This window comes from Flavobacterium sp. TMP13, from assembly GCF_050847115.1.
GTDB lineage: Bacteria > Bacteroidota > Bacteroidia > Flavobacteriales > Flavobacteriaceae > Flavobacterium.
Map to the genome: position 1 here is coordinate 1,774,685 of NZ_CP193656.1, position 24,442 is coordinate 1,799,126.

General features: G+C 34.8%; 27 protein-coding genes and 1 tRNA gene. 12 read left to right on the plus strand and 16 right to left on the minus strand.

Going from position 1 to position 24,442, the window contains the following annotated elements:
* Positions 1 to 73: 73 nt before the first annotated feature.
* The 5 genes from ACRASX_RS07775 to ACRASX_RS07795 all read right to left on the minus strand — a co-directional run bounded on the left by ACRASX_RS07775 (position 74) and on the right by ACRASX_RS07795 (position 3,374).
* Positions 74 to 295, minus strand: a complete 222-nt coding sequence (locus ACRASX_RS07775) for a DUF5808 domain-containing protein (RefSeq protein ID WP_432222993.1) — start codon at positions 293 to 295, stop codon at positions 74 to 76.
* 74 nt (positions 296 to 369) lie between these two features.
* Positions 370 to 1,110: an LPS export ABC transporter ATP-binding protein gene (gene lptB / locus ACRASX_RS07780; protein WP_432222994.1), complete on the minus strand. Its 741-nt coding sequence runs from the start codon at positions 1,108 to 1,110 to the stop codon at positions 370 to 372.
* 143 nt (positions 1,111 to 1,253) lie between these two features.
* Complete coding sequence (locus ACRASX_RS07785) at positions 1,254 to 1,604, minus strand: carboxymuconolactone decarboxylase family protein (protein ID WP_432222995.1); 351 nt, start codon at positions 1,602 to 1,604, stop codon at positions 1,254 to 1,256.
* Position 1,605: 1 nt separating this feature from the next.
* A complete protein-coding gene (gene tatC, locus ACRASX_RS07790; protein ID WP_066306622.1) occupies positions 1,606 to 2,409 on the minus strand; it encodes a twin-arginine translocase subunit TatC in 804 nt (267 codons plus the stop codon).
* Positions 2,409 to 3,374 carry a KpsF/GutQ family sugar-phosphate isomerase gene (locus ACRASX_RS07795; RefSeq protein WP_432222996.1) on the minus strand — a complete coding sequence of 322 codons (966 nt, stop codon included), beginning with the start codon at positions 3,372 to 3,374 and terminating at the stop codon, positions 2,409 to 2,411. The genes tatC and ACRASX_RS07795 overlap by 1 nt, the downstream gene beginning before the upstream one ends.
* An 85-nt stretch (positions 3,375 to 3,459) precedes the next feature.
* On the opposite strand from ACRASX_RS07795, the gene recQ reads away from it, so the two are divergent.
* Positions 3,460 to 5,655 (plus strand): DNA helicase RecQ, encoded by a 2,196-nt coding sequence (gene recQ / locus ACRASX_RS07800; protein WP_432222997.1) that lies wholly within the window; start codon positions 3,460 to 3,462, stop codon positions 5,653 to 5,655.
* A 77-nt stretch (positions 5,656 to 5,732) separates the two neighbouring features.
* Here the strand turns inward: recQ and ACRASX_RS07805 are convergent, their stop codons facing one another.
* Positions 5,733 to 5,972, minus strand: coding sequence for a hypothetical protein (locus ACRASX_RS07805; protein ID WP_066306625.1), 240 nt, complete (start codon positions 5,970 to 5,972; stop codon positions 5,733 to 5,735).
* Between the two features lie 80 nt (positions 5,973 to 6,052).
* On the opposite strand from ACRASX_RS07805, the gene ACRASX_RS07810 reads away from it, so the two are divergent.
* The gene (locus tag ACRASX_RS07810; RefSeq protein WP_432222998.1) at positions 6,053 to 7,117 is read left to right on the plus strand and encodes a DUF2891 domain-containing protein; all 1,065 of its coding nucleotides are present in this window, start codon (positions 6,053 to 6,055) and stop codon (positions 7,115 to 7,117) included.
* A gap of 9 nt (positions 7,118 to 7,126) precedes the next feature.
* Here ACRASX_RS07810 and ACRASX_RS07815 read toward each other — a convergent pair whose 3' ends face one another.
* The gene (locus ACRASX_RS07815; RefSeq protein WP_432222999.1) at positions 7,127 to 8,062 is read right to left on the minus strand and encodes an alpha/beta hydrolase; all 936 of its coding nucleotides are present in this window, start codon (positions 8,060 to 8,062) and stop codon (positions 7,127 to 7,129) included.
* A gap of 316 nt (positions 8,063 to 8,378) precedes the next feature.
* Here ACRASX_RS07815 and ACRASX_RS07820 point away from each other — a divergent pair, with 316 nt between their 5' ends.
* Positions 8,379 to 9,947 carry an NAD(P)/FAD-dependent oxidoreductase gene (locus ACRASX_RS07820; RefSeq protein WP_432223000.1) on the plus strand — a complete coding sequence of 523 codons (1,569 nt, stop codon included), beginning with the start codon at positions 8,379 to 8,381 and terminating at the stop codon, positions 9,945 to 9,947.
* A gap of 54 nt (positions 9,948 to 10,001) precedes the next feature.
* On the opposite strand, the gene msrA is transcribed toward ACRASX_RS07820, so the two are convergent.
* Together msrA and msrB are read right to left on the minus strand one after the other, a co-directional pair.
* Positions 10,002 to 10,631: a peptide-methionine (S)-S-oxide reductase MsrA gene (gene msrA, locus ACRASX_RS07825; protein WP_432223001.1), complete on the minus strand. Its 630-nt coding sequence runs from the start codon at positions 10,629 to 10,631 to the stop codon at positions 10,002 to 10,004.
* 7 nt (positions 10,632 to 10,638) lie between these two features.
* A complete protein-coding gene (gene msrB, locus ACRASX_RS07830; RefSeq protein WP_432223002.1) occupies positions 10,639 to 11,187 on the minus strand; it encodes a peptide-methionine (R)-S-oxide reductase MsrB in 549 nt (182 codons plus the stop codon).
* 290 nt (positions 11,188 to 11,477) lie between these two features.
* Here msrB and idi point away from each other — a divergent pair, with 290 nt between their 5' ends.
* From idi to ACRASX_RS07860, 6 genes are all read left to right on the plus strand, one after another.
* Complete coding sequence (gene idi / locus ACRASX_RS07835; RefSeq protein ID WP_066306639.1) at positions 11,478 to 12,005, plus strand: isopentenyl-diphosphate Delta-isomerase; 528 nt, start codon at positions 11,478 to 11,480, stop codon at positions 12,003 to 12,005.
* Between the two features lie 9 nt (positions 12,006 to 12,014).
* Positions 12,015 to 12,425, plus strand: a complete 411-nt coding sequence (locus tag ACRASX_RS07840) for a 6-carboxytetrahydropterin synthase (RefSeq protein ID WP_432223003.1) — start codon at positions 12,015 to 12,017, stop codon at positions 12,423 to 12,425.
* Positions 12,426 to 12,884 carry a peroxiredoxin gene (locus ACRASX_RS07845; protein ID WP_066306644.1) on the plus strand — a complete coding sequence of 153 codons (459 nt, stop codon included), beginning with the start codon at positions 12,426 to 12,428 and terminating at the stop codon, positions 12,882 to 12,884.
* Positions 12,885 to 12,946: 62 nt separating this feature from the next.
* Positions 12,947 to 13,915 (plus strand): type I phosphomannose isomerase catalytic subunit, encoded by a 969-nt coding sequence (locus tag ACRASX_RS07850; protein ID WP_432223004.1) that lies wholly within the window; start codon positions 12,947 to 12,949, stop codon positions 13,913 to 13,915.
* Positions 13,916 to 13,970: 55 nt separating this feature from the next.
* Complete coding sequence (locus tag ACRASX_RS07855; RefSeq protein WP_066306648.1) at positions 13,971 to 14,237, plus strand: hypothetical protein; 267 nt, start codon at positions 13,971 to 13,973, stop codon at positions 14,235 to 14,237.
* Positions 14,238 to 14,315: 78 nt separating this feature from the next.
* A tRNA-Thr gene (locus ACRASX_RS07860) sits at positions 14,316 to 14,389 on the plus strand.
* A 127-nt stretch (positions 14,390 to 14,516) separates the two neighbouring features.
* Here ACRASX_RS07860 and ACRASX_RS07865 read toward each other — a convergent pair.
* The 7 genes from ACRASX_RS07865 to htpG all read right to left on the minus strand — a co-directional run bounded on the left by ACRASX_RS07865 (position 14,517) and on the right by htpG (position 21,995).
* A complete protein-coding gene (locus ACRASX_RS07865) occupies positions 14,517 to 15,227 on the minus strand; it encodes a DUF4369 domain-containing protein (RefSeq protein ID WP_066306651.1) in 711 nt (236 codons plus the stop codon).
* Positions 15,228 to 15,349: 122 nt separating this feature from the next.
* Positions 15,350 to 17,212, minus strand: coding sequence for a peptidase M61 (locus ACRASX_RS07870; RefSeq protein ID WP_066306654.1), 1,863 nt, complete (start codon positions 17,210 to 17,212; stop codon positions 15,350 to 15,352).
* A gap of 102 nt (positions 17,213 to 17,314) precedes the next feature.
* Complete coding sequence (locus ACRASX_RS07875) at positions 17,315 to 17,593, minus strand: DUF2805 domain-containing protein (RefSeq protein WP_066306656.1); 279 nt, start codon at positions 17,591 to 17,593, stop codon at positions 17,315 to 17,317.
* A gap of 110 nt (positions 17,594 to 17,703) precedes the next feature.
* Positions 17,704 to 18,540, minus strand: coding sequence for a sterol desaturase family protein (locus ACRASX_RS07880; protein WP_432223005.1), 837 nt, complete (start codon positions 18,538 to 18,540; stop codon positions 17,704 to 17,706).
* A gap of 68 nt (positions 18,541 to 18,608) precedes the next feature.
* A complete protein-coding gene (locus tag ACRASX_RS07885) occupies positions 18,609 to 18,962 on the minus strand; it encodes a DoxX family protein (RefSeq protein ID WP_066306660.1) in 354 nt (117 codons plus the stop codon).
* 86 nt (positions 18,963 to 19,048) lie between these two features.
* On the minus strand, positions 19,049 to 19,942 hold the full coding sequence (locus ACRASX_RS07890) for an EamA family transporter (protein WP_432223006.1): 894 nt from the start codon (positions 19,940 to 19,942) through the stop codon (positions 19,049 to 19,051).
* A 169-nt stretch (positions 19,943 to 20,111) separates the two neighbouring features.
* Positions 20,112 to 21,995, minus strand: coding sequence for a molecular chaperone HtpG (gene htpG, locus ACRASX_RS07895; RefSeq protein WP_432223007.1), 1,884 nt, complete (start codon positions 21,993 to 21,995; stop codon positions 20,112 to 20,114).
* Between the two features lie 181 nt (positions 21,996 to 22,176).
* On the opposite strand from htpG, the gene ACRASX_RS07900 reads away from it, so the two are divergent.
* The 3 genes from ACRASX_RS07900 (at position 22,177) to ACRASX_RS07910 (ending at position 24,431) form a co-directional block, all read left to right on the plus strand.
* Positions 22,177 to 22,656 carry a hypothetical protein gene (locus tag ACRASX_RS07900; RefSeq protein WP_432223008.1) on the plus strand — a complete coding sequence of 160 codons (480 nt, stop codon included), beginning with the start codon at positions 22,177 to 22,179 and terminating at the stop codon, positions 22,654 to 22,656.
* Positions 22,657 to 22,673: 17 nt separating this feature from the next.
* Complete coding sequence (locus ACRASX_RS07905) at positions 22,674 to 23,369, plus strand: OmpA family protein (protein WP_066306669.1); 696 nt, start codon at positions 22,674 to 22,676, stop codon at positions 23,367 to 23,369.
* 111 nt (positions 23,370 to 23,480) lie between these two features.
* A complete protein-coding gene (locus ACRASX_RS07910) occupies positions 23,481 to 24,431 on the plus strand; it encodes an ABC transporter ATP-binding protein (protein ID WP_432223009.1) in 951 nt (316 codons plus the stop codon).
* Positions 24,432 to 24,442 lie beyond the last annotated feature (11 nt).

Sequence of the window (24,442 nt, forward strand, 5' to 3'; positions counted from 1 at the left end):
GCAGAAACGAGGAATCTCCGCAACTATCCCTATTAACTGTGATTTCACTATTGAAAAAAAATCTTGCGATGAATTACCGATTTAAAAGCGCGAGTGGAATTAAACATAGAATAGCTAAAAGAATAGCGAAGGAATAAGGATTAGCAAAGTTAACCGTCCATCCTAACTCTTTTATTCTTTTTGGAGGTAATAATCTATCGTCTTCTGTGTTAAAATAAAAAATACCCCAAACCCAATTGTCCGGATCATTGCTCCAATTTTCGTAATCTTGTGGAGTGGGTTTCTCTGACTTCAATTAGTCTTATTTAAAGTTTATAAAATCTATTAATTTTCCTTAGTAAATGTAAAAAAAACCGCAAAATACAGTTGTTAAAATTCCAATTTCTTTTTTCGCAACTCAAAGTTTTGACCTAAATACACTCTACGAACCATTTCATCTTCCACCAACTCTTCTGGAACTCCAGCTTTTAAAATTCCACCCTCAAACATTAAGTAGGTTTTGTCGGTAATTGCTAAAGTTTCTTGTACGTTGTGATCAGTAATTAAGATACCGATATTTTTGTTTTTTAACTGCGCTACAATTCTCTGAATGTCTTCAACCGCAACAGGATCGACTCCTGCAAAAGGCTCATCTAATAAGATGAATTTTGGATCAGTAGCTAATGCTCTTGCAATCTCGGTACGTCGACGTTCTCCACCCGAAAGTAAATCGCCTCGATTGGTACGAATGTGCTCTAAACTAAATTCAGATATAAGCTCTTCCATTTTAGCAATTTGCTCCTCTTTTGAAAGCTTGGTAAGTTGCAAAACGCTTAAAATGTTATCTTCAATACTTAATTTTCTAAATACAGAAGCCTCTTGAGCCAAATAACCAATTCCATGTTGGGCTCTTTTGTACATTGGGTAGTTGGTAATATCCATATTATCCAAGTAAATATTACCCGAATTTGGCTTTACCAATCCTACAATCATGTAAAACGAAGTTGTTTTTCCGGCACCATTTGGTCCTAAAAGTCCAACGATTTCACCTTGATTCACTTCCACAGAAATCCCTTTTACAACACTTCGTCCTTTGTAGGTTTTGATTAAATTTTCGGCTCTTAGTTTCATTTTTTAGTTGCTTAGTTACTTAGTTACTGAGTTGTTTACTTCTTCAGTATAAAGAAACGATTTCCGTTTATTTCCGGGTTGATTTAAATTTAAGTTCAGAAAGTGATCGTGCGAGCTATTTCTAGTTCGCTGAGAAATTCTGTTTACTCAGCACTTTCTTCTAAAGCTTCCCAAAACTCGTAGGCTCTTCGCAAATGCGGAATTACGATTGTTCCTCCCACCAACGTAGCAATTCCCATTGCTTCCATCATTTCTTCTTTAGTAACGCCCTCTTTATGGCTGGTTTCTAAATGGTATTTTACGCAATCGTCGCAACGTAAAACTGCGGAGGCAACTAGGCCTAAAAGTTCTTTGGTCTTTACATCTAGAGCGCCTGCTGCATAAGCATTAGTGTCTAAGTTAAAGATGCGTTTTACAATTTTATTGTTATCAGCCAAAAGTTTCTCGTTCATTTTAGAACGGTACTCATTGAATTCTTTGATAGTCTCTGCCATTTTAGTCCTTTTTATTTTTGTACACAAATTTCGAAATTAAAATACTAATCTCATAAATAATTAACATTGGTAATGCAACAATTGTCTGGCTTACTACATCTGGCGGGGTTACAATGGCGGCAATAATTAAAATTGCAATAACTGCATATTTCCAATATTTACGTAAAAGTACTGGTGTGACTAAGCCTAGTGAAGTTAAGAAATAAATAATAATAGGCAATTCGAAAAATAAACCTCCCGCTAAAACACTGGTTTTTACTAATCCTACGTATGAATTTATGGTGAATTGATTAATTACAACATCACTTATGGTAAAGGTAGCAACAAAATTTATCGACATTGGAATGATTACGTAATATCCAAAAAGTACGCCTAGAAAGAACAGTAATGACGAAACGAAAATAAAGACACGCGCATGTTTTTTTTCATTTGAATACAGTGCAGGACTGATAAATTTCCAGATTTCCCATAGAATGTAAGGGAAACTGAGTATGAAACCAGACAAAATACACATCCAAACAAAAATATTGACCTGACCTTCCATCTCAGTATTCTGAATGATGAACGATAAATCGGTGATGCAAATACTTTCTACGCCTAATTCACGAGCTAAATCACAGAAAAAGACATAAGTAAAAAACGTCGGGCGAGTAGGTCCAAAAATGATTGTATCAAATAAAAAGTCACTTATAAAGTAAGTAGCTATGGCCATAATTACAACGGCTGCACTGCTTCGAACAAGTAACCATCTTAAATCTTCTAAATGGTCCAAAAAGGACATTTGGTTAAGGTTTTTCTTTGCCATTATACAATTCCTTCTTTTAAAATATCATGCAAATGCAAAACGCCTTTGTATTCACCGTTGTCAGTTACGATTAATTGGGTAATCGAAAAATCTTCTAAGATATTTAGGGCTTCTACAGCCATAGTCTCAGAAGTTACCATTTTTGGGTTTTTTGTCATAATTTCCCTAGCGGTCAAATCGGCAATAGAATCTCTGTCGTTTAACATGCGACGAACATCTCCATCGGTTATAATTCCGATTACAATATTGTTCTCTATAACAGCCGTAACGCCCAAACGTTTTTCTGATATTTCGAAAATTGCTTTTTTAACAGAATCCTCTGGACTTACCATTGGTTTTAGAGAGTGTTCAATCATATTTTTTACACGAAGTAATAATTTTTTGCCCAAAGCACCACCCGGATGGTAAACGGCAAAATCTTCTGCTTTAAAATCACGCAGTTCCATTAAGCAAACTGCAAGTGCGTCACCCATAACGAGTTGTGCAGTTGTGCTGTTCGTTGGAGCCAAGTTGATGAGACAGGCTTCAGCATCGACAGTTGTATTTAGAACATAAGTGGAACCTTTTGCTAAAAACGAGGTCATGTTGCCAGTCATTCCGATTAAAGTATTTCCAAAACGAGTTAACAAAGGTACTAAAACTTTAATTTCGGGGCTGTTTCCACTTTTTGAAATGCAAATAATGACATCTTCTTTTTGAACCATGCCTAAATCCCCATGAATGGCTTCGGAAGCATGTAAGAAAAGTGAAGGTGTTCCAGTCGAATTAAAAGTAGCAACCATTTTTTGCGCAATGATGGCGCTTTTGCCAATTCCCGTTACAATTAAACGGCCTTTACTCTCAAAAATGGATTGTACAGCTTTGCTGAAGTTTTCGTCAAGGTAAGTGGCTAATTTTGTAATGGCTTCGCTTTCAGAGAGTATCGTCTTTTTTGCGGTCGCCAGTATATTTTCTTTTGTAATCAAAACAGAATAGTTAAAGTTTGTATGTATGAAAGAAAGTTGTATCTTTATAAGGTGCAAATTTAGACAAAATACCATACAATAAAGAATGAATTCAAACGAAATTGAAATACATAAAGAATTAAAGAAGTATTTCGGCTTTAGCCAATTTAAAGGCTTACAAGAGCAAGTTGTTAAGAGCGTTTTAGATCAAAAAAACACTTTTGTAATTATGCCGACTGGCGGAGGTAAGTCCTTATGTTATCAGCTTCCTGCGTTGATTCAAGAAGGGACTGCAATTGTTGTTTCGCCGCTGATCGCTTTGATGAAAAACCAAGTGGACGCGATACGAAGTTTGTCTTCAGAAAATGGAATTGCACACGTTTTAAATTCGTCTCTAACTAAAACAGAGATAACGCAAGTAAAAAAAGACATTACTTCTGGTTTAACCAAATTATTATACGTTGCGCCAGAATCTTTAACCAAAGAAGAGTATGTGCAATTTCTTCAAGGGGTGACCATTTCTTTTGTAGCTATTGACGAGGCACACTGTATATCGGAGTGGGGGCATGATTTTCGTCCTGAGTACCGAAATCTTAAACACATTATCAAACAGTTAGGTGATGTTCCAATTATTGGCTTAACTGCTACTGCAACTCCTAAAGTTCAAGAGGATATCTTAAAAAACCTGGACATGGTCGATGCTACTACTTTTAAAGCATCATTTAATAGACCAAATTTATATTACGAAATTCGAACAAAAACCAAGAATGTAGAGTCGGATATTATTCGTTTCATCAGTCAGCATAAAGGTAAGTCTGGAATTATATATTGTTTGAGTCGTAAAAAAGTAGAGGCTATTGCCGAAGTTTTACAAGTAAACGGAATTAGTGCCGTGCCTTATCACGCCGGTTTAGATGCGAAGACGAGAGCAAGGCATCAAGATATGTTTTTGATGGAAGATGTAGATGTAGTAGTTGCTACAATTGCATTTGGAATGGGAATTGACAAGCCCGATGTACGTTATGTAATTCACCATGATATTCCAAAATCACTCGAAAGTTACTACCAAGAAACTGGTCGTGCGGGTCGTGATGGAGGAGAAGGGCATTGTTTAGCATACTATTCCTATAAAGATGTGGAAAAGTTAGAAAAATTCATGTCTGGTAAACCAGTTGCTGAACAAGAAATTGGTTTTGCGTTATTGCAAGAAGTCGTTGCTTATGCCGAAACTTCAATGTCAAGGCGCAAATTTTTATTGCATTATTTTGGTGAAGAGTTCAGCAGTGAAACTGGAGATGGAGCTGATATGGATGATAATGTTCGCAATCCAAAAACAAAGATCGAAGCCCAAAATGAGGTGGTCAAATTACTGCAAACGGTTCGAGATACCAAGCACATCTACAAATCAAAAGAAATTGTTTTTACCTTAATTGGGCGTGTAAACGCTGTAATTAAAGCGCATAGAACTGATTCGCAATCTTTTTTTGGATCGGGTTCAAGTCATGACGAAAAATATTGGATGGCCTTGCTACGCCAAGTTTTAGTTGAAGGCTATTTATCTAAGGATATTGAAACTTATGGAATTATAAAGATCACTAAATCAGGGTTGGATTTTATTGCAAATCCGTCGTCTTTCTTGATGTCTGAAGATCATGAGTACAATGAAGCTGGTGATGATGCTATTGTAACCGCTTCAAAGACATCTGCTACAGCCGATGAAGTTTTGATGAATATGTTGCGCGAATTGCGTAAAAAAGTAGCTAAAAAATTAGGGGTACCGCCCTTTGTCGTTTTTCAAGATCCTTCTTTGGAGGATATGGCTTTAAAATATCCAATTACAATTCCAGAATTATATAATATTCATGGCGTTGGCGAAGGAAAAGCTAAGAAATATGGTGGAGATTTTGTCGCATTAATCAATCGATATGTAGAGGATAATGATATTATTCGTCCCGATGATTTGGTCGTTAAAACCACAGGCGTCAATTCGGCAAATAAATTGTATATTATTCAGAATATTGATAGAAAATTACCTTTAACTGATATTGCATCAGCCAAAGGATTGTCTATGGATACGTTGATTAAAGAAATGGAGCAAATTGTGTATTCGGGAACTAAATTGAATATTAGCTATTGGTTGGAGGATATGCTAGACGAAGACCAGCAAGAAGAAATTCATGATTATTTTATGGAGTCAGAATCTGATAAAATAAATGAAGCCTTAAAAGAATTTGATGGCGATTATGATATTGATGAATTGCGTTTGATGCGTATTAAATTCATTAGTGAAGTAGCCAATTAAATTTTAGATAAAAATATAAAAAAATCCAAATTTCAATATACTGTTTATTGAAATTTGGATTTTTTATTTGATAGCATTTATTCTTCGTACAATTCTCCTCGATGCGGTTTTAAAGCATCTCTTACCAATATCATATTTTCATCCGTTACCACCATAAACGCAATGGCGTACATGTCGTTTTTAATTTCGAAACCCGAAATATTGGGCTCTATTTCTTTGATTGCGATATATTCTTTTAGATGAATATCGTGGTGCTCGGCCGTTTTTGCTGCGGCTGGACCGCGAAAATCCCAAATTAATTTTATTTGTCTAGACATTATAATACGGTTCTAAGTTTGAAAGGAGTAAAGGTACAAAGTTTGTCTATTCTTTTTTATATTTGATAAAAATCGCCGCTATGAAAATCACCATGCCATTGCTGTTTATGTTTATTTCTACCACTTTTTTTGCTCAGCATTTAACGGTCGAAAGAGCCAATCATTTAGCAAGTCTACCAGTTAAATGTTTGCAGCAAGAATATCCGAATAAACTAAATCAACTGCTCATCGATAACACCGAAATTCTCTCGCCAAAAGTATTGCATCCTGCTTTTTATGGTTGTTTCGATTGGCATTCTTCGGTTCATGGCCATTGGAGTTTAGTGTATTTGTTAAGTAAATTTCCAGATTTGGCACAACGTGATTTTATTATTGCTCAACTAAAAGCCAATTTGTCCAAAGAAAACATTCAACAAGAAATTGCTTATTTCAATAAAGGCCACGAGAAAGCATTTGAGCGCACGTATGGCTGGACGTGGTTGTTAAAGCTGCAATTAGAATTGGAGTCAAGTACTGATATGTATGCAAAAGACTTAGCGGTAAATCTGCAACCATTGAGTGATTTAGTCGTGCAACGGTATTTAGATTTTTTGCCTAAATTAGTGTATCCCGTTCGTGCTGGTACACATACTAATACGGCTTTTGGACTTAGTTTTGCTTGGGACTATGCTGTTCATTCTAAAAATATAGAATTGCAAAAATCTATTAGTGACAACGCGATTAGACTTTTTCAGAAAGATCAAAATTGCCCTTTTAATTGGGAGCCAAGCGGTACTGATTTTTTATCTCCATGTATGGAAGAAATGGGAATCATGCAGCGTATTTTACCTGAAAAGGAATTTTTAAAATGGATGCAGTCTTTTGCACCAGCTTTATTTACTAAAGGTTTCAACTGGGAAGTTGCTAAAGTTTCAGATCGAACGGATGGACATTTGGTACATTTAGATGGATTGAACTTTAGTCGTGCTTGGAATTTGTACCGCTTAATTCAGCAATATCCGAAACAATTTAGTTATTTGAAACCATTAGCAGATCAGCATCTTAATTTTTCTTTGCCTTCGGTTGTTGATGGTAATTATGAAGGAGAACATTGGTTGGCTTCTTTTGCGTTACGTGCATTTGATGAAGCAGCTAAGGTGAAATAGAGCACTTTATTACTTGCTAAAATGATTGCTTTTTAGCCATGCTTCGCAAGCTTGTGTCCAGTATTTGCTAGTGTCTTGAACGCCTAAGCCAAAACCGTGGCCTCCTTTTTCGTATATGTGTATTTCTGCTGGAATGTTATTTTTCTTTAAAGCCAAGTAATAATTGATGCTATTTTCTACGGGAACTGCATTGTCATCTGTGGCGTGAACCAAAAATGCGGGCGGCGTGTCCTTGGTAACTTGCAACTCTCCTGAATATTTTTTCACCATTTCTTCAGAAGGCGATTTTCCTAATAGATTTACTCTGCAGCCTAAGTGCGTAGTTTCTTTATTCATAGAAATTACGGGATAAATCAAGAGCGAAAAATCAGGTCGTGCACTTATTTTGTTTGTAGTATGACAAACAGAATCAGCAAAATGAGTTGCTAAAGTGGCAGCAAGATGACCGCCAGCGGAAAAACCCACTATTCCTATTTTTTCAGGATTAAGGTGTAATTCAATAGCCTTGCTACGAATGTAACGCATGGCTTCTTGTGCATCTTGTAATGGTGCGACAGTTTTGTCAGTCATGATCACGTTACTAGGCAAACGGTATTTTAAAACAAAAGCAGTAATGCCTAAAGTATTTAACCATTCGGCCACTTTAAAACCTTCTTTGTCTATCGCTAAATGAGAGTAACCGCCACCAGGAAAAATTAGAACTGCAGTTCCATTGGCAATTTCTTGTTTGGGAATATAAATTGATAAAGTCGGAATCGACACCAATCGAGCACTTTTTAGAGTTCCGTTTTCTGATTCGTGTTTTTCTACATAATCTTTATTTTCGATGCTATTTGGAATAGCATTTTCCCATAAAGGAATTGTTTTTATTTGTGCGTTCATTGTTGAGATTGCAGTTGTTAGTAAAAGAATAAACAATACATTATAGAGGGAGAATTGTTTCATTTTTTATTTTTGGGCAAGTTAAACTATTTTTTAAAATTTATTTGCTGTGTTTTTTAAAGAAGGAGCTAGTTAGTTATTGAATGTATACTGGTTTTAAAAATGAAATTAGTACTACTTATGAAATCCTTTAGGTCGTAAAACTTTTATTTTCTTTAATGTAAAATTAAAACAGAATATTAGACTATGTCTTCTGTGTTTATAGAGCTTCATGATTTTCAATTTGCATTTGTAAAGCAATACAAAATGAAAAAGGCTTTGTTTTTACAGACTCGAAAAAACAATATGTAAATGCTTTGGTTTTTTCTAACTTTGCATCATGCCAAAAGAACTTTTATTACAGGTTTCTCCAGAAACTGCCGCCAATGAATCGATGCTTAAAGAGCAGTTGTCTAAAGAATTAAAGATAGCCGCTGCCGATATTCAACATGTTAGTATTTTAAAAAGATCTATTGATGCGCGTCAAAAAGCAGTCAAATTCAATTTAAAAGTAAGTGTTTTTATGAAAGGGGAATCATTTGTTGCGCAAACAATTGAATTACCAATTTATAAAGATGTCTCTAATGCGCAAGAAGTACTTGTTGTAGGCGCTGGGCCTGCGGGACTTTTTGCCGCTTTGCAATTAATAGAGTTAGGATTGAAACCCATATTAATTGAAAGAGGAAAAGACGTTCGTGGTCGTCGTCGCGATCTAAAAGCAATTAATCGTGATCACATCGTGAACGAAGATTCAAATTACTGTTTCGGCGAAGGAGGAGCAGGGACCTATTCGGATGGTAAACTATACACACGTTCCAAAAAGCGCGGAGATGTCACTCGAATTTTAGAGTTGTTAGTTGCTTTTGGTGCCACTCCAGATATTTTGGTAGATGCGCATCCGCACATTGGAACCAATAAATTGCCGCAAATAATTGAAGACGTTCGAGAGAAGATCAAGGAATTTGGAGGACAAGTGTTGTTTGATACTCGCGTAATAGATATTCTATTAAAAGATAATGAAGTGCAAGGAGTGCTTATTCAAGATGGAACAACTATCGCAGCCAATAAATTAATTTTGGCGACTGGACATTCAGCCCGTGATATTTTTGAATTATTAGATAGAAAGAAAATTTTAATAGAAGCAAAGGCCTTTGCTTTGGGTGTTCGTGCAGAGCATCCGCAATCGTTAATCGATCAAATACAGTACAGTTGCGATTATCGAGGAGACCATTTACCGCCAGCGCCTTACTCAATTGTAAAACAAGTGGGTGGTCGTGGTATGTATTCTTTTTGTATGTGTCCCGGCGGTGTAATTGCGCCTTGTGCGACAAGTCCAGGAGAGATAGTTACGAACGGATGGTCGCCTTCCAAACGCGATCAACCCACAGCGAATTCTGGAATTGTAATCGAATTAAAATTAGAAGATTTTAAACCATTTGAAAAACATGGGGCCTTGGCCGGAATGGAATTTCAAAAAAGCATTGAGCAAAAGGCATGGCATTTGGCTGGTGAAACCCAAAAAGCGCCCGCACAACGAATGGTTGATTTTACGCAACATAAAGTTTCAGCCGACATTCCAAAAACATCATATGTTCCAGGCACCACTTCAGTAGAAATGGGAGGAGTTTTCCCTGGGTTTTTATCTCAAATTTTAAGAGAAGGTTTTACCGAATTTGGTAAGTCTATGCGTGGGTACCTGACTAACGAAGCAATTTTACATGCGCCCGAGAGCAGAACATCTTCTCCAGTGCGAATTCCGAGAGATAATTTCACCTACGAACATCTTCAAATTAAAGGATTGTATCCTTGCGGAGAAGGGGCGGGTTATGCTGGCGGAATTATTTCGGCTGCTATCGATGGTGAAAAATGTGCCCTAATGATTGCTGAAGCACTTCGAAATAAAATTTAGTTTTAATATTATAAAAAAAGGAGTTGAAATTTTTAGTTTCAGCTCCTTTTCACTTTAAGACTTCTTCATTTTATCTTTAAAAACCTTTTCAAACTTATCTAATTTTGGCTGAATTACCATTTTACAATAGGGCTGACTTTTATTGTTTTTATAATAATCCTGATGGTAATCTTCGGCTACATAAAATTTTCCAATCGGCGCTATTTCAGTAACAATCGGATCGGAATATACTTTGGCTGCATTCAATTCAGCAATAATGCTTTCCGCTGCTTTTTTCTGGCTCGGACTGTTGTAGAAAATCACAGAACGGTATTGAGTTCCTACATCTCCGCCTTGTCTGTTCAGTGTAGTTGGATCATGAACGGTAAAAAACACTTTAAAAATTTCATTAATATTGGTTACCGTTTTGTCGTACGTAATTTGTATGACTTCGGCATGACCCGTTCTTCCTGTGCACACTTCATCGTAAGTCGGGTTTGCTTTCTGTCCTCCTGAAAAACCAGAAACCACAGATTGCACGCCATTTAATTGTTCATAAACAGCTTCGACGCACCAATAGCAGCCACCGCCAAGCGTTATTGTTTCTAAGTTCGCTCCTTTTGGACTTATTTTTAATTCTTTCGATTTTTGGCCACAAGCACTAACAGATAGCGCTAAAAGACCGAGTAAAAATAGTTTTTTCATTTTTCTTTTATTTAGTATCGGGTACAAAGTCCAAGGCAATCGAATTCATACAATATCTTTTTCCTGTTGGAGGTGGGCCATCATTAAACAAATGTCCTAAATGTCCTTCGCATCTGCCGCAAAGGGCTTCGGTTCGTTCCATACCTAAGGAATTATCTTGTTTGTAAATTACACTTTTCTTGTTTTCTTGCTCAAAGAAGCTTGGCCAGCCGCAACTACTTGCAAATTTAGCACCAGATTTAAAAAGCAAATTTCCACAAGACGCGCAATAATATGTTCCCTTTACATCTGCGTTCCAATACTTGCCCGTAAAAGGACGTTCGGTGTCAGCTTCTCGCATTACGGCATAAATGTCATCGGATAAAACTTTTTTCCATTCGGCATCAGTTACATTCAGTTTTTTGGTGTCAGTATTTGAATAATAGGGATTGTTTTGTTTCTCCATTTTATTTTCCATCATTGTTGTTTTTTTTGTCTGATTATTTTGTCCGCACGCTTGTAGTACAAAAAGCGGAATAATAAATAGAAAGTTAAAAAGGATCGATTTTGTTTTCATAATTACTAGGATTTTTTCGTTTGCGGTCGCTTATATTTTTTGGATATCATTGTAATTTGTTGGATTAACTTACAGTCCAAACAGCAAAGTTTTTATGTTTCTTTTATATACGTCAAAAAAGAAGTTTTGGTTTTTATACTATTCTTAGATCACTAAAAAACAACACTGTTTTTCAGTCATGTAAAGGTATAAATTTGAGTATTAACGCCTTAGTTAAACTTATCACAAACTTTATATAGCCTTTATAAATGGTTCTTTTTTCGTATTTTTGTTAGTAACAATTATGATCTATGACAGAAGAAAAAGTAATCCTTGTTAATACCAATGATGAACCAATCGGATTGATGCCAAAATTAGAAGCGCACGAAAAAGCAGTATTGCATCGTGCATTTTCGGTATTTATTTTGAATGATAAAAAAGAAATCATGTTGCAGCAAAGAGCCGCTCATAAGTATCATTCGCCCTTGCTTTGGACCAATACGTGTTGCAGTCATCAACGTGAAGGAGAATCCAATATCCAAGCAGGAACCAGAAGACTCGATGAAGAAATGGGTTTTACCGCCGATTTAAAAGAGTTATTTCATTTTATCTACAAAGCACCCTTTGACAATGGTTTAACCGAACATGAATTAGACCATGTAATGATTGGCTATTGCAATGAGGAACCAAAGATTAATCCAGAAGAAGTAGAGGCTTGGAAATGGATGAAAATTGAAGATATTAAATCAGATATGGTTACAAATCCGCAAAAATATACCATCTGGTTCAAGATTATTTTTGATAAATTTTATCATTTTTTAGAAGATCACACTATTTAAATCCCAGATATGAGAGTTACTATATCACGAAAAGCCCATTTTAATGCAGCACACAGACTCTATCGAAAAGATTGGTCTTTTGAGAAGAATGATGCTGTTTTTGGAAAATGTAACAATCCTAATTTTCATGGACACAATTACCAACTGACCGCTAGTGTTACCGGTGAAATTGATGTCGAAACTGGATTTGTTATAGATGTTAAAGATTTAGCGAACATAATATATGAGGAAGTCGAACTTCCTTTTGATCACAAAAATCTAAACTTAGATGTACCCGAATTTGAAAATTTGAATCCAACAGCCGAATATATTGCAGTTGTGATTTGGAATAAAATAAAAAAAAGATTACGAGCCGATTTTGATTTAGAAATCGTCTTATATGAGACAGAACGGAATTTTGTAACCTATAAAGGAGAATAGATGTCATTGAAAATAGGAGATATAATACCCAACTTTAGCGCAAAAGACAATCACGGAGATGTCTTTGAAAGTAAAAGCGTAGTGGGGCGAAAACCATTGGTAATTTATTTTTACCCTAAAGACAACACGCCAGGATGTACAACAGAAGCCTGCGGATTTAGAGATCAATACGAAGACTTTAAAGATTTAGGAGTAGAAGTAATTGGTATCAGCAGTGATAGTGCAAAGTCACATAAAAAATTTGCAAAAAAGTACGAACTGCCTTTTATTTTATTGTCTGATAAAAGTAAAGACATTCGCAAGTTATTTGGAGTTCGCGATCATTTATTCGGGTTAATTCCGGGTCGAGTGACGTATATTGTGGATAAGAATGGAGTGATTGTTATGGTATTTGATAGCATGAATGCTTCTAAACATATCGAGAAAGCTTTAGAAACACTTACCGAATTTGTATCGTAATTATAGAAAATAGTACCACATTTTTAGAATATTTTTTTTCTAATTTGTAAAAAATAAATATCATGAGCAATACCTTTTATCCCTTACAATTTCATCCCATTTTAAAAGAACGAATTTGGGGCGGAGAAAAATTAAAAACACTATTTAATAAACCAATTACTTCAAAAATTACTGGGGAAAGTTGGGAATTATCTACGGTAGAAGGAGACGTTAGTGTGGTGAAACAAGGTTCTTTTGCAGGGAAGTCATTAAGTGCTGTTATCGAAGAGTTTCCTAATGAAATTTTGGGAACTGCTGTTCATGCAAAATTCGGAAAACAATTTCCCTTATTATTTAAATTTTTAGATGCTCGAGAGGATCTTTCGATTCAAGTGCATCCAAATGATGAACTGGCAAAAAAGCGACACAACTCTTTTGGTAAAACTGAAATGTGGTACGTCATGCAAGCAGACAAAGATGCTCGTATTATTGTTGGATTTAAAGAAAATTCAAGTAAAGAAGAGTATGTCGAAAATTTAGAAAACAAGACATTGCTCTCTCTTTTAGATAGTGTAACAGTTAATGTAGGTGATGTTTTCTTTTTAGAAACAGGAACAGTTCACGCTATTGGGGCTGGTTTGGTCATTGCCGAAATTCAGCAAACTTCAGACATTACGTATCGTTTGTATGATTTTGATCGTAAAGATGCCAACGGAAATACTAGAGAATTACATGTAGAGTTGGCTTTGGATGCAATTAACTATAATAAGGTAGAAACGAAGAAAGAATACACCACCACCATTGATCAATCGAATACTATGGTTGATTGTCCTTATTTTACCACCAACTTTATTCCTTTAAAAAATAAAATCAATGTAAAAAAGGACGGAGCTTCCTTTACCGTTTATATGTGTGTCGAAGGATCTTTTGAAATAGAATTTGAAGGACAAAAGCTATCCTATAAAAAAGGGGATACCGTACTAATTCCAGCAGCTCTTAATGAGTTTGGTATCAGTGGAAATGCTTCAATTTTAGAAATTTACATTTCATAGTCAGTAATAGAAAGATTATGTGTACTTTTGCAGTCGAAATTTAATAAAGATAAAAATGGCAAACGTTAAGAATTTAAAGAAAGATATCAATTTTGTATTAGCAGATATTATTGAAGCAGTTTACTTGTTCGAAGTATCAACTTCAGGAAATCCTACTCCAGAAACGAACGCTATCATTGATGAAGCTATCGCTTCTTTTGATAGTTTGATCACAAAAGTGAATCAAAAACACGTAGAAAATAAAAAAGTTCACTTCAAACAAATCAATGTTGAATTGGAACAAACTGCAAATCAATTGATTGCTAAAATCAACGAATTGTAATTAAAAAAAACGATAAAAAAGTGTAAATTTATTTTGGAAAAACGAAATTCCCGCTTATATTTGCACCCGTAATGAGTCGCCAGCGTAGCTCAGTTGGCTAGAGCAGCTGATTTGTAATCAGCAGGTCGTGGGTTCGAGTCCCTCCGCCGGCTCAGAGTTTAAAAACCATCATAGAGATATGATGGTTTTTTTTATGCCTGATTTTTATGCCAAATTGGCCTCAAAAAAAAAGACGTATTACAACTGTAGTACGTCTTTTAAATAAGTTTTATAAAAGTATTATTCCTGCTTTTTGATCTCTTTAATATATTCGGTTAATTTTTTACCGTAAAGCGATTCTGCGACCTTTGGTGCCATTGATTTTTGAATGGTATCTAAATACTTAATGTTGATGTCGTAAATCTCAGATAAAGCAATATAAGGTGCAATTTCGTGACTGGCGTTGTTTATGGCAAAGTTTGTCGCGTATAAATATTTACGTTTAATATTTGATTGCTGTCTAGCAGTTAAGCTGTCAACTACATTTTGTCCCTGGTATTTAATCGCTTTAAACTTTTGTTCTACTAATGTCAAACTTTCGTCATTAAAACGAGAATTCATTTTCTTGTACTCTTCATATAGTTCTTGATTTTTTGAACCCGTAATTTTTGCGTTCGTTAAAAATCCATCCAAATTGGTTTCGATTTTCATTTCGCCTGGTTCAGCAAAAAACAAAAGATTATTATCCATTGAGTTAGTTACTCCTCGATCTAAAAACAAGTACAGCATTTCTGGTGATTTTAAATCAAGATTGGCTTCAAAACGAGAATCTCCATCAATTAAAATACTGTCGATGATCACTAAATTAGTATCGATTACACGTTGAATATACAACGTTCCTTTTTTTAATCCTTTAATGTCACCTGTCAAGTGCAAGTTGTCTTTTGAAGGTGTTTTGCTGCACGAAGCTAAGAGTATTACAGATACCAATGCAATAATAGTTTTTTTCATTGTCTTTTTAAATTTCGTGCAAAATAGAGAAAATTGTTGAAAAGAAACTATTTGCGCAACTGATTTTATAAAAAAAATACCGAACTATTTTTAGTTCGGTATTTTGTCAATAAGCGTTATTTTTAGCCTTTTAACCACGCCTCACGCAATGCATTTTTACTGTTATCGGTTGCTTTGTAGCTGCCGCTGTTCTCATAAGGTAATTTTACTTTTCCTTTGATCGTCTGTTCTTTTTTATTTCGAATAATTTTTACAGTAATCGGGTCGTTTTCTTTCCAAGTTTGACTGATAGTTATTAAATCATAAATATTTTCTAAAGAATAGGTAACATCATTAATTACTAAAATTTCGTCACCTCCTTTTAAATCTAAGTTCGTGAAAAAGTCATTCAGTTCGATTGCAGGAATCACCATTATTGCTTTGGTTTGCGGGTTTATAGTAATGTATGGCTTTTGGCCTTTCAAAAATACATTTCCTGGTTTCTTGATTACTGATGGAGTAACGCCGACTTTTGCAAAGTAAGTATCGTATGCAATTGGAGTTGTTCCAGAAACATGTGCCTTTAAAAATTCTCCTACTTCAGGATAGGTTAATTCTGTGATTTTTGCAAACAGATCAGCATCATTAAAGGCTTTGTGAACTCCATATTCCTTAGATAATTGATGCATCAAATCTAGAATGCCTTTTTTGCCATTACTTTTTTCTCTAATAATAAGATCAATGCACATCCCAATTAAAGCACCTTTTTGATAAACGTTTAAATATTGATCTTTATAGGGTTGCTCTAGTACATTTTTACTCATTGTGGTAAACGACATCGTGTCGTTCATTGCATTTGCTTGCTCTACTTTTTCGGCCATGCGACCGTAAAAATCATCATCGGTAATTAATCCTTGGTTGATTTGAAATAGATTTGCAAAATATTCGGTTACACCTTCGTACATCCATAAATGCTCTGACATTTTTGGAGCATTGTAATCAAAGTCATGAATTTCTTTCGAATGAATAGTTAATGGCGTTACGATATGAAAAAATTCATGCGAAACAATGTCCTTTAATGACTTTAGTAATTCTTCTTGTGGCATCATTTCGGGTAAAACAACAGTCGTCGACGTTGGGTGTTCTAAAGCGCCAAAACCTTTAGCGTCGTCTGCTTTTGTGGTCGATAAATACAATAAGACGCTGTACTTTTTTGTAGCATCAATAGAACCCAAAAAGTTTTTTTGCGCCGTCATCATTGTTTTCATTTCTGGCGTGATACTTTCCGCAGTAATTTTTCCGGTTGGAGAATACACAGCAATTTGAATATTCATTCCATTGACATCAAAAGATGTGTAATCAGGTTTCGAATACATAATTGGATTCTCTACCAAATCGGCGTATCGAGTAGTAGTAAAAACGTCAATCGTATTGCTTGCGTCTTCATCTGTCATAGATGTTGCTCCCCAAAGTGTTTCAGGGTGAGTAATTGTAACCTTATACGGATTATCCAATTTGCCTTGTAAATAGCCAATAAAGCCGTGAGTATTCACTACAAAATTTGCGTTGGCTAAAATATTGGTTCCAGCAGGAGAAAACACATCGTCTTTCCCAAAACCTTGTCCTTTTTCAGTGTCAAAAGTGTCATTTACTAGGTAAGTTATTTTAGATAAGACTTTGGCGTTTTTGATAATCCAATTGTTTTCATCTGTTTTTGTAACTCCAAGCAAATTTCCTTTAGCATCAAATGCTTTTAAATCATCAATGTATCTTCCATAGTTATCTTCAGAATAGGTTCCTGGGACTATTTTAGGGATACTGAACGTAATTTCTTCTGTCGTTATTTTTGGAGGAGTGACGGTTACGGCAACTTTATCTGCAATAACATCGTTTAAGTTGAGGTGAACCTGTACGATTTTGGAGGTTTTGCCAGCGGTAGAGACAGCAGCTGTTTTACAACTCAATAGCGATAACGAAAGGGCGAGTGTTAGAACAATTTTTTTCATAAATATAAGTTGGTTTTGCAATTGGTCTTGTAACACCGTTTTTTGTTACATCCTATTAGTTATAAAAAGAACAAAGCTCCTGAATAGGAGCTTTGTAAATTATTAGTCGAATTTGTTTTTTATATAATACTTACCATCCAAATCCTCGTCAAAATCATCAATTTTTACAGGTTTTGGTTTTGGTTTGCTTCCGAGCGCTTTTTTCTTCCACATCTCAAATTTTTCAGCGGGCATCTTCTTTTTCATAATCTCGAGAATTTCTGTGTCAGAAAGTCCAAATTGTTTTTTTATGATTTCAAATGGATTTTTCTCTTCTAGAGCTAAAGCTACTACCTTCTCTGTTTCGTCCCAATTCAATTCTTTTCGGTTACTCTTTTTCATCACGTGAAAATTAATTCAAATTTGTGTTTAATGATTAATATATTGATTTTCAATTTACATACCAATATTAATAAAAATAATAATCACTTCACAGCTTAAACACCTTTTTTTTATTCTTTTTTAATAGGTAGTGCCGTGCGTTGTTTTTTTAGCGGAATTTCTAATAACTTTCCGAGATTATTATGCTCGCTTTCTAGCATATGGGTATCTACTCCGTAAATTATTTTGTCGGTTGGTAAATAGGTAAATGTGCCAAATAATCGATCCCAAATCGAAAAAATATTTCCATAGTTACTGTCGGTATAAGGTAAGACATAATGATGGTGAATTTTGTGCATGTTGGGAGAAACGATACAGTAGCTTAATAGTTTATCTAGCTTTTTAGGCATGTTTATATTGGCATGATTAAATTGTGAAGCCACTACCGACAAAGATTGATACAAGAAAACCAACCACATCGGGCTGCCCACGATTAAGACACCTAAAGCAGTAAAGGCAAATCGAATTACACTTTCTCCGGGATGGTGTCTGTTAGCAGTCGTAGTGTCTATCCAAGTGTCCGTATGGTGAATAATGTGAAAGCGCCACAAGAATTTTATCTTATGTTCAACTAAATGAGCCAAGTAAGCACCGATTAAATCAAGAAGTAAAAGGCCGATAATGGTATAAAGTAAAAGTGACATTTCAGGAAGCCACTGTAAAATTCCGAATTGATGGGCTATCGTCCAATCGGCAGTTTGAAGTAATATAAATGCTAAAACAAAATTAATTAGAATAGTAGTAAACGTAAGAAAGAAATTGATTTTAGCGTGTTTCCATTTGTGATACTGCAGCTGAAATAAAGGAAAGTTGTTTTCGATTAACCAAAAAACAGTAATGCCACCCACTAAAATTAAGCTGCGGTGCAATGAAGAAATCGTGCTGAAATAGGATACAAGCTCATTCATACAACTACCATTTTAAGCGATTAGACAAACAAATTTGCGATAAGTGCTTCTTTAAAATAGTTTTAAAACTACGTATATAGAAACGCCCACCACATTAAAAGAACTTGCAACGGCAAACGCAACAATAAGACCCACTTAGGTAAACCAAAACTTGCTCTTTGCTCTTGAACCATAAATAGATTGGCCGGAAAAACAGCAATTAAAAGCGCTATAATTCCCCAAGCTGAATAAGTTGTAGTAGCAGGTACCGCTAACAAAATTCCTAAAATAATTTCAGCAAATCCGCTAAGACGATTTAATAATTTTGGATTGGGTAGGTACGACGGAATGATTTTTAGGTACATTCTCGGGTTTCTAAAATGATTTAATCCTGCAATTATATAAATTAGAGCCATTAAATAGAGATGCCAAGGTAAATTCATAATAAAAGGTTTACTACGAATTTAGCAAAAATAGCAACAGTATTTTACGACGGGGTTAAATTTCTTTACCTCTTGTAGCTTTAATATCAAGATGACTTTAAACGAATATTCATTAAAACAATAGCAAGAATTATTAAAACTATGCCCAGCCATTGTAAAAAGACCACTTGTTCATTTAGTAAAATGTAGGCCATCAATACCGATATTGGTAATTCTAATGCCGAAACAATACTTCCTAGCCCAATTCCGGTTAATGGAAAACCCGCATTCATTAACATTGGCGGAATAATGGTTCCGAATAAAGCTAGAATGATTCCCCATTTTGCAAAAATCTCTAAATTAAAAGGGCTGATTTGTGTAACAGCAGCAAAAGTAAAAACAATTACAGCACCACCTAATAGCATGAATAAGCTACGTTGTGCCGAAGAAATTTCGGTTGCAACTCGGTTGGCTGTAAACATAGTGGTGGTAAAAGAAGCGGCTGCAAAAATCCCGAACACTAAACCGCGCCAATCCAGAATGACTTCGTTTTGAAGAATGTTTGTCGCCAAAGCAGTTCCAATTAAAACTATGACCACGGCAAGTACTTTTTGTTTGGAAGGCAGCTTTTTATCCAAGAAATATTCTAATAAAACACCCATCCAAACCGTTTGCATTAGCATCACAATTCCGATAGAAACCGGAATGTATCGTACGGCCAAGTAGTAAAATAAACTGGTCATTCCCATTGATGTCCCTGCGAGCATCAAATGAAAAATATTTTTTGGACTTGCTTTTCGTCCTGTATTTTTATTTTTTATTTTTTGAAATAAATTGATTAGCAATAATCCAGTAATTCCTAAAACAAATTGAGCAGTCGTAACTTCGGCAGTTGTATAATTTTCATCATAAGCCATTCGTACAAAAGTTGCTAACATTCCGTAGCTTGAAGCGCCGATTGCTACAAGAAAAACTCCTTTTAAAACATTCGTTTTAGCCATTTTTTTTTATTTTAAATGCGTGCAAAGATAAGCCATTTCTACTTGTTTAACGGATTGAAATTTTTATAAAATTTTAGTTTTCTAAAATATCTTTTAGCCTACTTGATTCAAAAAAAAATCCTGTAAGATTTAATCTTACAGGATTTAATAGTGATAAAGTTGGATAAACTTATTTAATCATTTCAAAACTACGTTTTACAAAAGCAGTTAGTGCCTCTCCTTTTAGTAAGTTTTGCGATAATTTAGCCAAGTCAAGCGCTTGTTTAACTAAGTGCTCTTGGTGTGTTTTGTCTTCGGTATTTAAAATGTTTGAAGCCAAATCAGAATTGGTATTTACAACCAAATTGTACATTTCGGGCATGTTTCCCATTCCGAACATTCCGCCACCGCCAGATTGACTCATCTCTTTCATTCTACGCATAAATTCAGGTTGCGTTATGATAAAAGGAGCTGCTTGGCTGTCCATTGCTTCCAATTGCACGGTATATGCTTTTGGAATATAAGCTTCTAAAGAAGTTTTTAAATTTCCTTTTTCTTCTTCTGATAATTTAGAAATTGTTTCTTCGTCTTTTTTGATCAAGTTACCCACATGATCAGAATCAACACGAACAAAAGTAATATCTGGATTGTCGCCTTCAATTTTTTGAATTAAATGCGAGATAATCGGAGAATCTAACAACAGTACTTGGTATCCTTTGTCTTTTGCTGTTTCAATATAAGAGTGCTGTGCGTCTTTATTACCAGCATATAAAATAACAATTTTACCGTCCTTATTGGTTTGATTGTCTTTGATTTTTTCTTTTAATTCTTCTAAAGTAAAGTAGGTGTCGTCTACCGTCGGGTATAAAACGAATGCACCTGCTTTTTCGTAGAATTTATCTTCAGACAACATTCCGTATTCTAGAACTATTTTAATATCGTTCCATTTTGCTTCAAAATCAGCACGATTTTCATTGAATAACGCTTTTAGTTTATCTGCAACTTTACGAGTAATGTAGTTTGAGATTTTCTTAACCGCACCATCTGCTTGTAATCCAGAACGAGAAACGTTCAACGGAATATCTGGTGAATCAATCACTCCTTTTAACATCGTTAAAAATTCAGGTACAATTCCTTCTACATTATCAGTAACGTAAACTTGGTTTTGGTATAACTGAATTTTGTCTTTTTGAATTTGCAAATCAGAACCTAACTTAGGAAAATATAAAATTCCGGTTAAGTTAAATGGGTAATCTACATTTAGGTGAATGTGAAACAACGGATCTTCAAATTGCATTGGATACAATTCTCTATAGAATGATTTGTAATCTTCATCAGATAATTCAGTTGGTTGCTTCGTCCAAGCTGGATTTGGGTTGTTGATGAAATTGTCAATTTCAACCGTTTCATTTACGTAATCTTCAGGAGCATCTTCTGGCTTTGGAAGTGTTTCTGTTTTTGTTCCAAATTTAATCGGAATAGGCATAAACTTATTGTATTTATTCAATAAACCTGCAATTTTAGAATCTTCTAAAAAGTCCAAAGAGTCTTCGGCAACATGAAGAATAATTTCTGTTCCGCGTGAAGTTTTGTCAGCTGGTTCCAAAGTGAATTCTGGGCTACCATCGCAAGTCCAATGTGCTGCTGGCTCATCTTTGTATGATTTAGTAATGATTTCTACCTTTTCTGCAACCATAAAGGCAGAGTAGAAACCGAGTCCAAAATGGCCAATAATTCCAGAATCTTTAGCAGAATCTTTGTATTTGTCTAAGAACTCTTCGGCTCCAGAAAAAGCAACTTGATTAATGTATTTTTCAACCTCATCCGAAGTCATTCCCAAACCTTGATCGATAATGTGGATCTTTTTACCTTCTTTATCTACCTTGATTTCAATAAACGGATTTCCAAATTCTACTTTAGCTTCACCTATGCTTATAAGGTGTTTGAGCTTTAGAGTAGCATCAGTTCCATTCGAAATTAGCTCACGTAAGAAGATTTCGTGATCACTATATAAGAATTTTTTGATTAAGGGAAAGATGTTTTCTACTGAAACATTAATTTTACCTGTTGTCATATTTTTTAAAATTTAAGTTTAACTTGATGATTCTCATCTAGTCAAATAGAATACCAATGTAATTGTAAATGACAAATTGTCGGAGGTGTTAATTTTGAAACAAAAAAAAATAATTTTTAAACAAAATCAAATTATTTGCAATGTACCTTTGTAGGAGTATTAATTATAAAATACCATAACAATGAAAAAAATTATTTTTATATGCATGATAGCGCTTTCGTTATTTGCATGCAAGTCTGCAGACCCAAATGCACTTTCTACAAAATTAGATAAGTCATCTCAAGTTGCAATTAAAGGAAACTGGATTTTAACTAGTGTAAGCTTTCCTGGTTCAGAATACATTAAAGTAACTTCTTTCGATATTGCTGACTCAAAATGTTTCGTTGGAAGTAACTGGAAATTTATTTCGAATAATAATAAAGGATCGGTTAGTTTAAATGCAGCTGATTGTACTGGATACGAATCTGCAATTGTTTGGAGTATTAACAAACAAGGTTTATTTGTATTGAAAGTTTTAGATGAAGGATTAAAATCTAAAAAAGTTAAAACAGGTTACCTATTAACTGTAGCCAATCAAACAGAAAATTCTTTTCAGTTGATCGACCAAATTACCGTTGGTGGGCAAGCAAAAAGCGTAACGTACCAATTTCAAAGAAATTAATTTAAATAAAGACAAAGATGAAAAATATTAAGATATTAGGTTTAAGCGCATTAATGATTTTTAGTGGTTTATTTGTAAGTTGCGATTCAGTAAAAAATGCAAATAACACTCAAAAAGGTGCTGGAATTGGAGTTGCTGCTGGTGCGGTAATTGGTGGAATTTTGGGTAACAATCTTGGTAAAGGTGGAAACACTGCTTTGGGAGCTGCAATTGGAGCTGCTGTTGGTGGTGGAACTGGAGCGTTGATTGGTAACAAAATGGACAAACAAGCTCGTGAAATTGATCAAGCATTGCCTGGAGCTAATGTAGAAAGAGTTGGTGAAGGAATTCACTTAATTCTTAAAGAAGATGCTGTTCGTTTTGATACTAACAAATCATCTTTAACTACTCAAGCTAAAGCAAATTTAGATAAATTAATTCCTGTTTTTAAAGAATATGGTGATACTGATATTCAACTTTTTGGATACACAGATAACACTGGTAAAGCGGAATATAATTTAAACTTATCTAAACAAAGAGCTCAAGCAGTAAAAACATATTTAGTTTCTAAGGGATTATCTTCTAGTCGTTTTAAATCTGAAGGTTTAGGAATTGCTGATCCAATTGCTAGTAATGATACTGCAGATGGTAGAGGTCAAAACCGTAGAGTAGAGTTTGCTATTACAGCAAATGATAAAATGGTACAAGATGCTAAAACAGAAGCAGCGAAATAATTTTCACTGTTCCTACATTACACAAAAAGCTGTTTCTACTTATAGAAACAGCTTTTTTTATGGTCCAAAAATTAAATTAAAGATTGTAATTTTGCAATTCAAAATAGTAGCATGTTAGCAGTTAAAAATATTTCGTTCACGTACACCGATAGTCCAGTTTTAAAAAATATTTCTTTTACGATTGAAAAGGGACAAAATATTTCCATCATCGGAGAAAGTGGTTGCGGAAAAAGTACTTTATTAAAGCTTATTTATGGTTTGTATGATGTTGATGAAGGATCAATTTCTTATGATGAAAAAGCCATTTTAGGGCCTAAGTATAATTTAGTTCCAGGAATGTCGTACATGAAATATTTGGCTCAAGACTTTGACTTATCGTTGTATGAAACCGTAGCCGAAAATGTGGGTAAATTTCTTTCGAATGGTTTTGCAAATATGAAAAAATTGCGCATTCAAGAGTTATTGGAAATGGTAGAGATGGACCAGTTTGCCCATGTGCAAGCGAAGTATTTGAGTGGTGGTCAACAACAACGTGTCGCTTTGGTTAGAGTATTGGCTTTGGAGCCAGAAGTAATTTTGCTAGACGAGCCCTTCAGTCAGATTGATGCTTTCAGAAAAAACTCGTTGCGTCGTAACTTATTTCGCTACTTGAAGCAAAAACAAATTACTTGTATTATTGCTACACACGACAGCACTGATGCCTTATCATTTTCTGATGAAGCAATTGTGATGCGTCATGGAGAAGTCTTGATCAAAGGCAATCCAATAGAAATTTATGAAAATCCAACTTCAAAATATGTAGCGTCATTGTTTGGCGAAGTAAATGAAATTGCGACACACTTATTGCTTCCTTACGAAGATGAAAACCATAAAACGTTAGTGTACCCGCATCAATTTGAGATGGTTTCGGAATCTAACTTGCAAGTAAAAATTAGAAAATCCTATTTTAGAGGTAGCCATTACTTGATTGAATCATTGTATAAAAGACAACTTATTTTCTTTGAAAGTGAAATCGACTTACCAATAGACGAATCTTTTTTTATCGGATTGAATTATCTGTAAAAAAAAGAAAA

Excerpts from the sequence above, each read along its gene's own strand:
- lptB (WP_432222994.1), bottom strand. The coding sequence starts at position 1,110 with ATGAAACTAAGAGCCGAAAATTTAATCAAAACCTACAAAGGACGAAGT.
- ACRASX_RS07785 (WP_432222995.1), bottom strand. The coding sequence starts at position 1,604 with ATGGCAGAGACTATCAAAGAATTCAATGAGTACCGTTCTAAAATGAAC.
- tatC (WP_066306622.1), bottom strand. The coding sequence starts at position 2,409 with ATGGCAAAGAAAAACCTTAACCAAATGTCCTTTTTGGACCATTTAGAA.
- recQ (WP_432222997.1), top strand. The coding sequence starts at position 3,460 with ATGAATTCAAACGAAATTGAAATACATAAAGAATTAAAGAAGTATTTC.
- ACRASX_RS07805 (WP_066306625.1), bottom strand. The coding sequence starts at position 5,972 with ATGTCTAGACAAATAAAATTAATTTGGGATTTTCGCGGTCCAGCCGCA.
- ACRASX_RS07810 (WP_432222998.1), top strand. The coding sequence starts at position 6,053 with ATGAAAATCACCATGCCATTGCTGTTTATGTTTATTTCTACCACTTTT.
- ACRASX_RS07815 (WP_432222999.1), bottom strand. The coding sequence starts at position 8,062 with ATGAAACAATTCTCCCTCTATAATGTATTGTTTATTCTTTTACTAACA.
- ACRASX_RS07820 (WP_432223000.1), top strand. The coding sequence starts at position 8,379 with ATGCCAAAAGAACTTTTATTACAGGTTTCTCCAGAAACTGCCGCCAAT.
- msrA (WP_432223001.1), bottom strand. The coding sequence starts at position 10,631 with ATGAAAAAACTATTTTTACTCGGTCTTTTAGCGCTATCTGTTAGTGCT.
- msrB (WP_432223002.1), bottom strand. The coding sequence starts at position 11,187 with ATGAAAACAAAATCGATCCTTTTTAACTTTCTATTTATTATTCCGCTT.
- idi (WP_066306639.1), top strand. The coding sequence starts at position 11,478 with ATGACAGAAGAAAAAGTAATCCTTGTTAATACCAATGATGAACCAATC.
- ACRASX_RS07840 (WP_432223003.1), top strand. The coding sequence starts at position 12,015 with ATGAGAGTTACTATATCACGAAAAGCCCATTTTAATGCAGCACACAGA.
- ACRASX_RS07845 (WP_066306644.1), top strand. The coding sequence starts at position 12,426 with ATGTCATTGAAAATAGGAGATATAATACCCAACTTTAGCGCAAAAGAC.
- ACRASX_RS07850 (WP_432223004.1), top strand. The coding sequence starts at position 12,947 with ATGAGCAATACCTTTTATCCCTTACAATTTCATCCCATTTTAAAAGAA.
- ACRASX_RS07855 (WP_066306648.1), top strand. The coding sequence starts at position 13,971 with ATGGCAAACGTTAAGAATTTAAAGAAAGATATCAATTTTGTATTAGCA.
- ACRASX_RS07865 (WP_066306651.1), bottom strand. The coding sequence starts at position 15,227 with ATGAAAAAAACTATTATTGCATTGGTATCTGTAATACTCTTAGCTTCG.
- ACRASX_RS07870 (WP_066306654.1), bottom strand. The coding sequence starts at position 17,212 with ATGAAAAAAATTGTTCTAACACTCGCCCTTTCGTTATCGCTATTGAGT.
- ACRASX_RS07875 (WP_066306656.1), bottom strand. The coding sequence starts at position 17,593 with ATGAAAAAGAGTAACCGAAAAGAATTGAATTGGGACGAAACAGAGAAG.
- ACRASX_RS07880 (WP_432223005.1), bottom strand. The coding sequence starts at position 18,540 with ATGAATGAGCTTGTATCCTATTTCAGCACGATTTCTTCATTGCACCGC.
- ACRASX_RS07885 (WP_066306660.1), bottom strand. The coding sequence starts at position 18,962 with ATGAATTTACCTTGGCATCTCTATTTAATGGCTCTAATTTATATAATT.
- ACRASX_RS07890 (WP_432223006.1), bottom strand. The coding sequence starts at position 19,942 with ATGGCTAAAACGAATGTTTTAAAAGGAGTTTTTCTTGTAGCAATCGGC.
- htpG (WP_432223007.1), bottom strand. The coding sequence starts at position 21,995 with ATGACAACAGGTAAAATTAATGTTTCAGTAGAAAACATCTTTCCCTTA.
- ACRASX_RS07900 (WP_432223008.1), top strand. The coding sequence starts at position 22,177 with ATGAAAAAAATTATTTTTATATGCATGATAGCGCTTTCGTTATTTGCA.
- ACRASX_RS07905 (WP_066306669.1), top strand. The coding sequence starts at position 22,674 with ATGAAAAATATTAAGATATTAGGTTTAAGCGCATTAATGATTTTTAGT.
- ACRASX_RS07910 (WP_432223009.1), top strand. The coding sequence starts at position 23,481 with ATGTTAGCAGTTAAAAATATTTCGTTCACGTACACCGATAGTCCAGTT.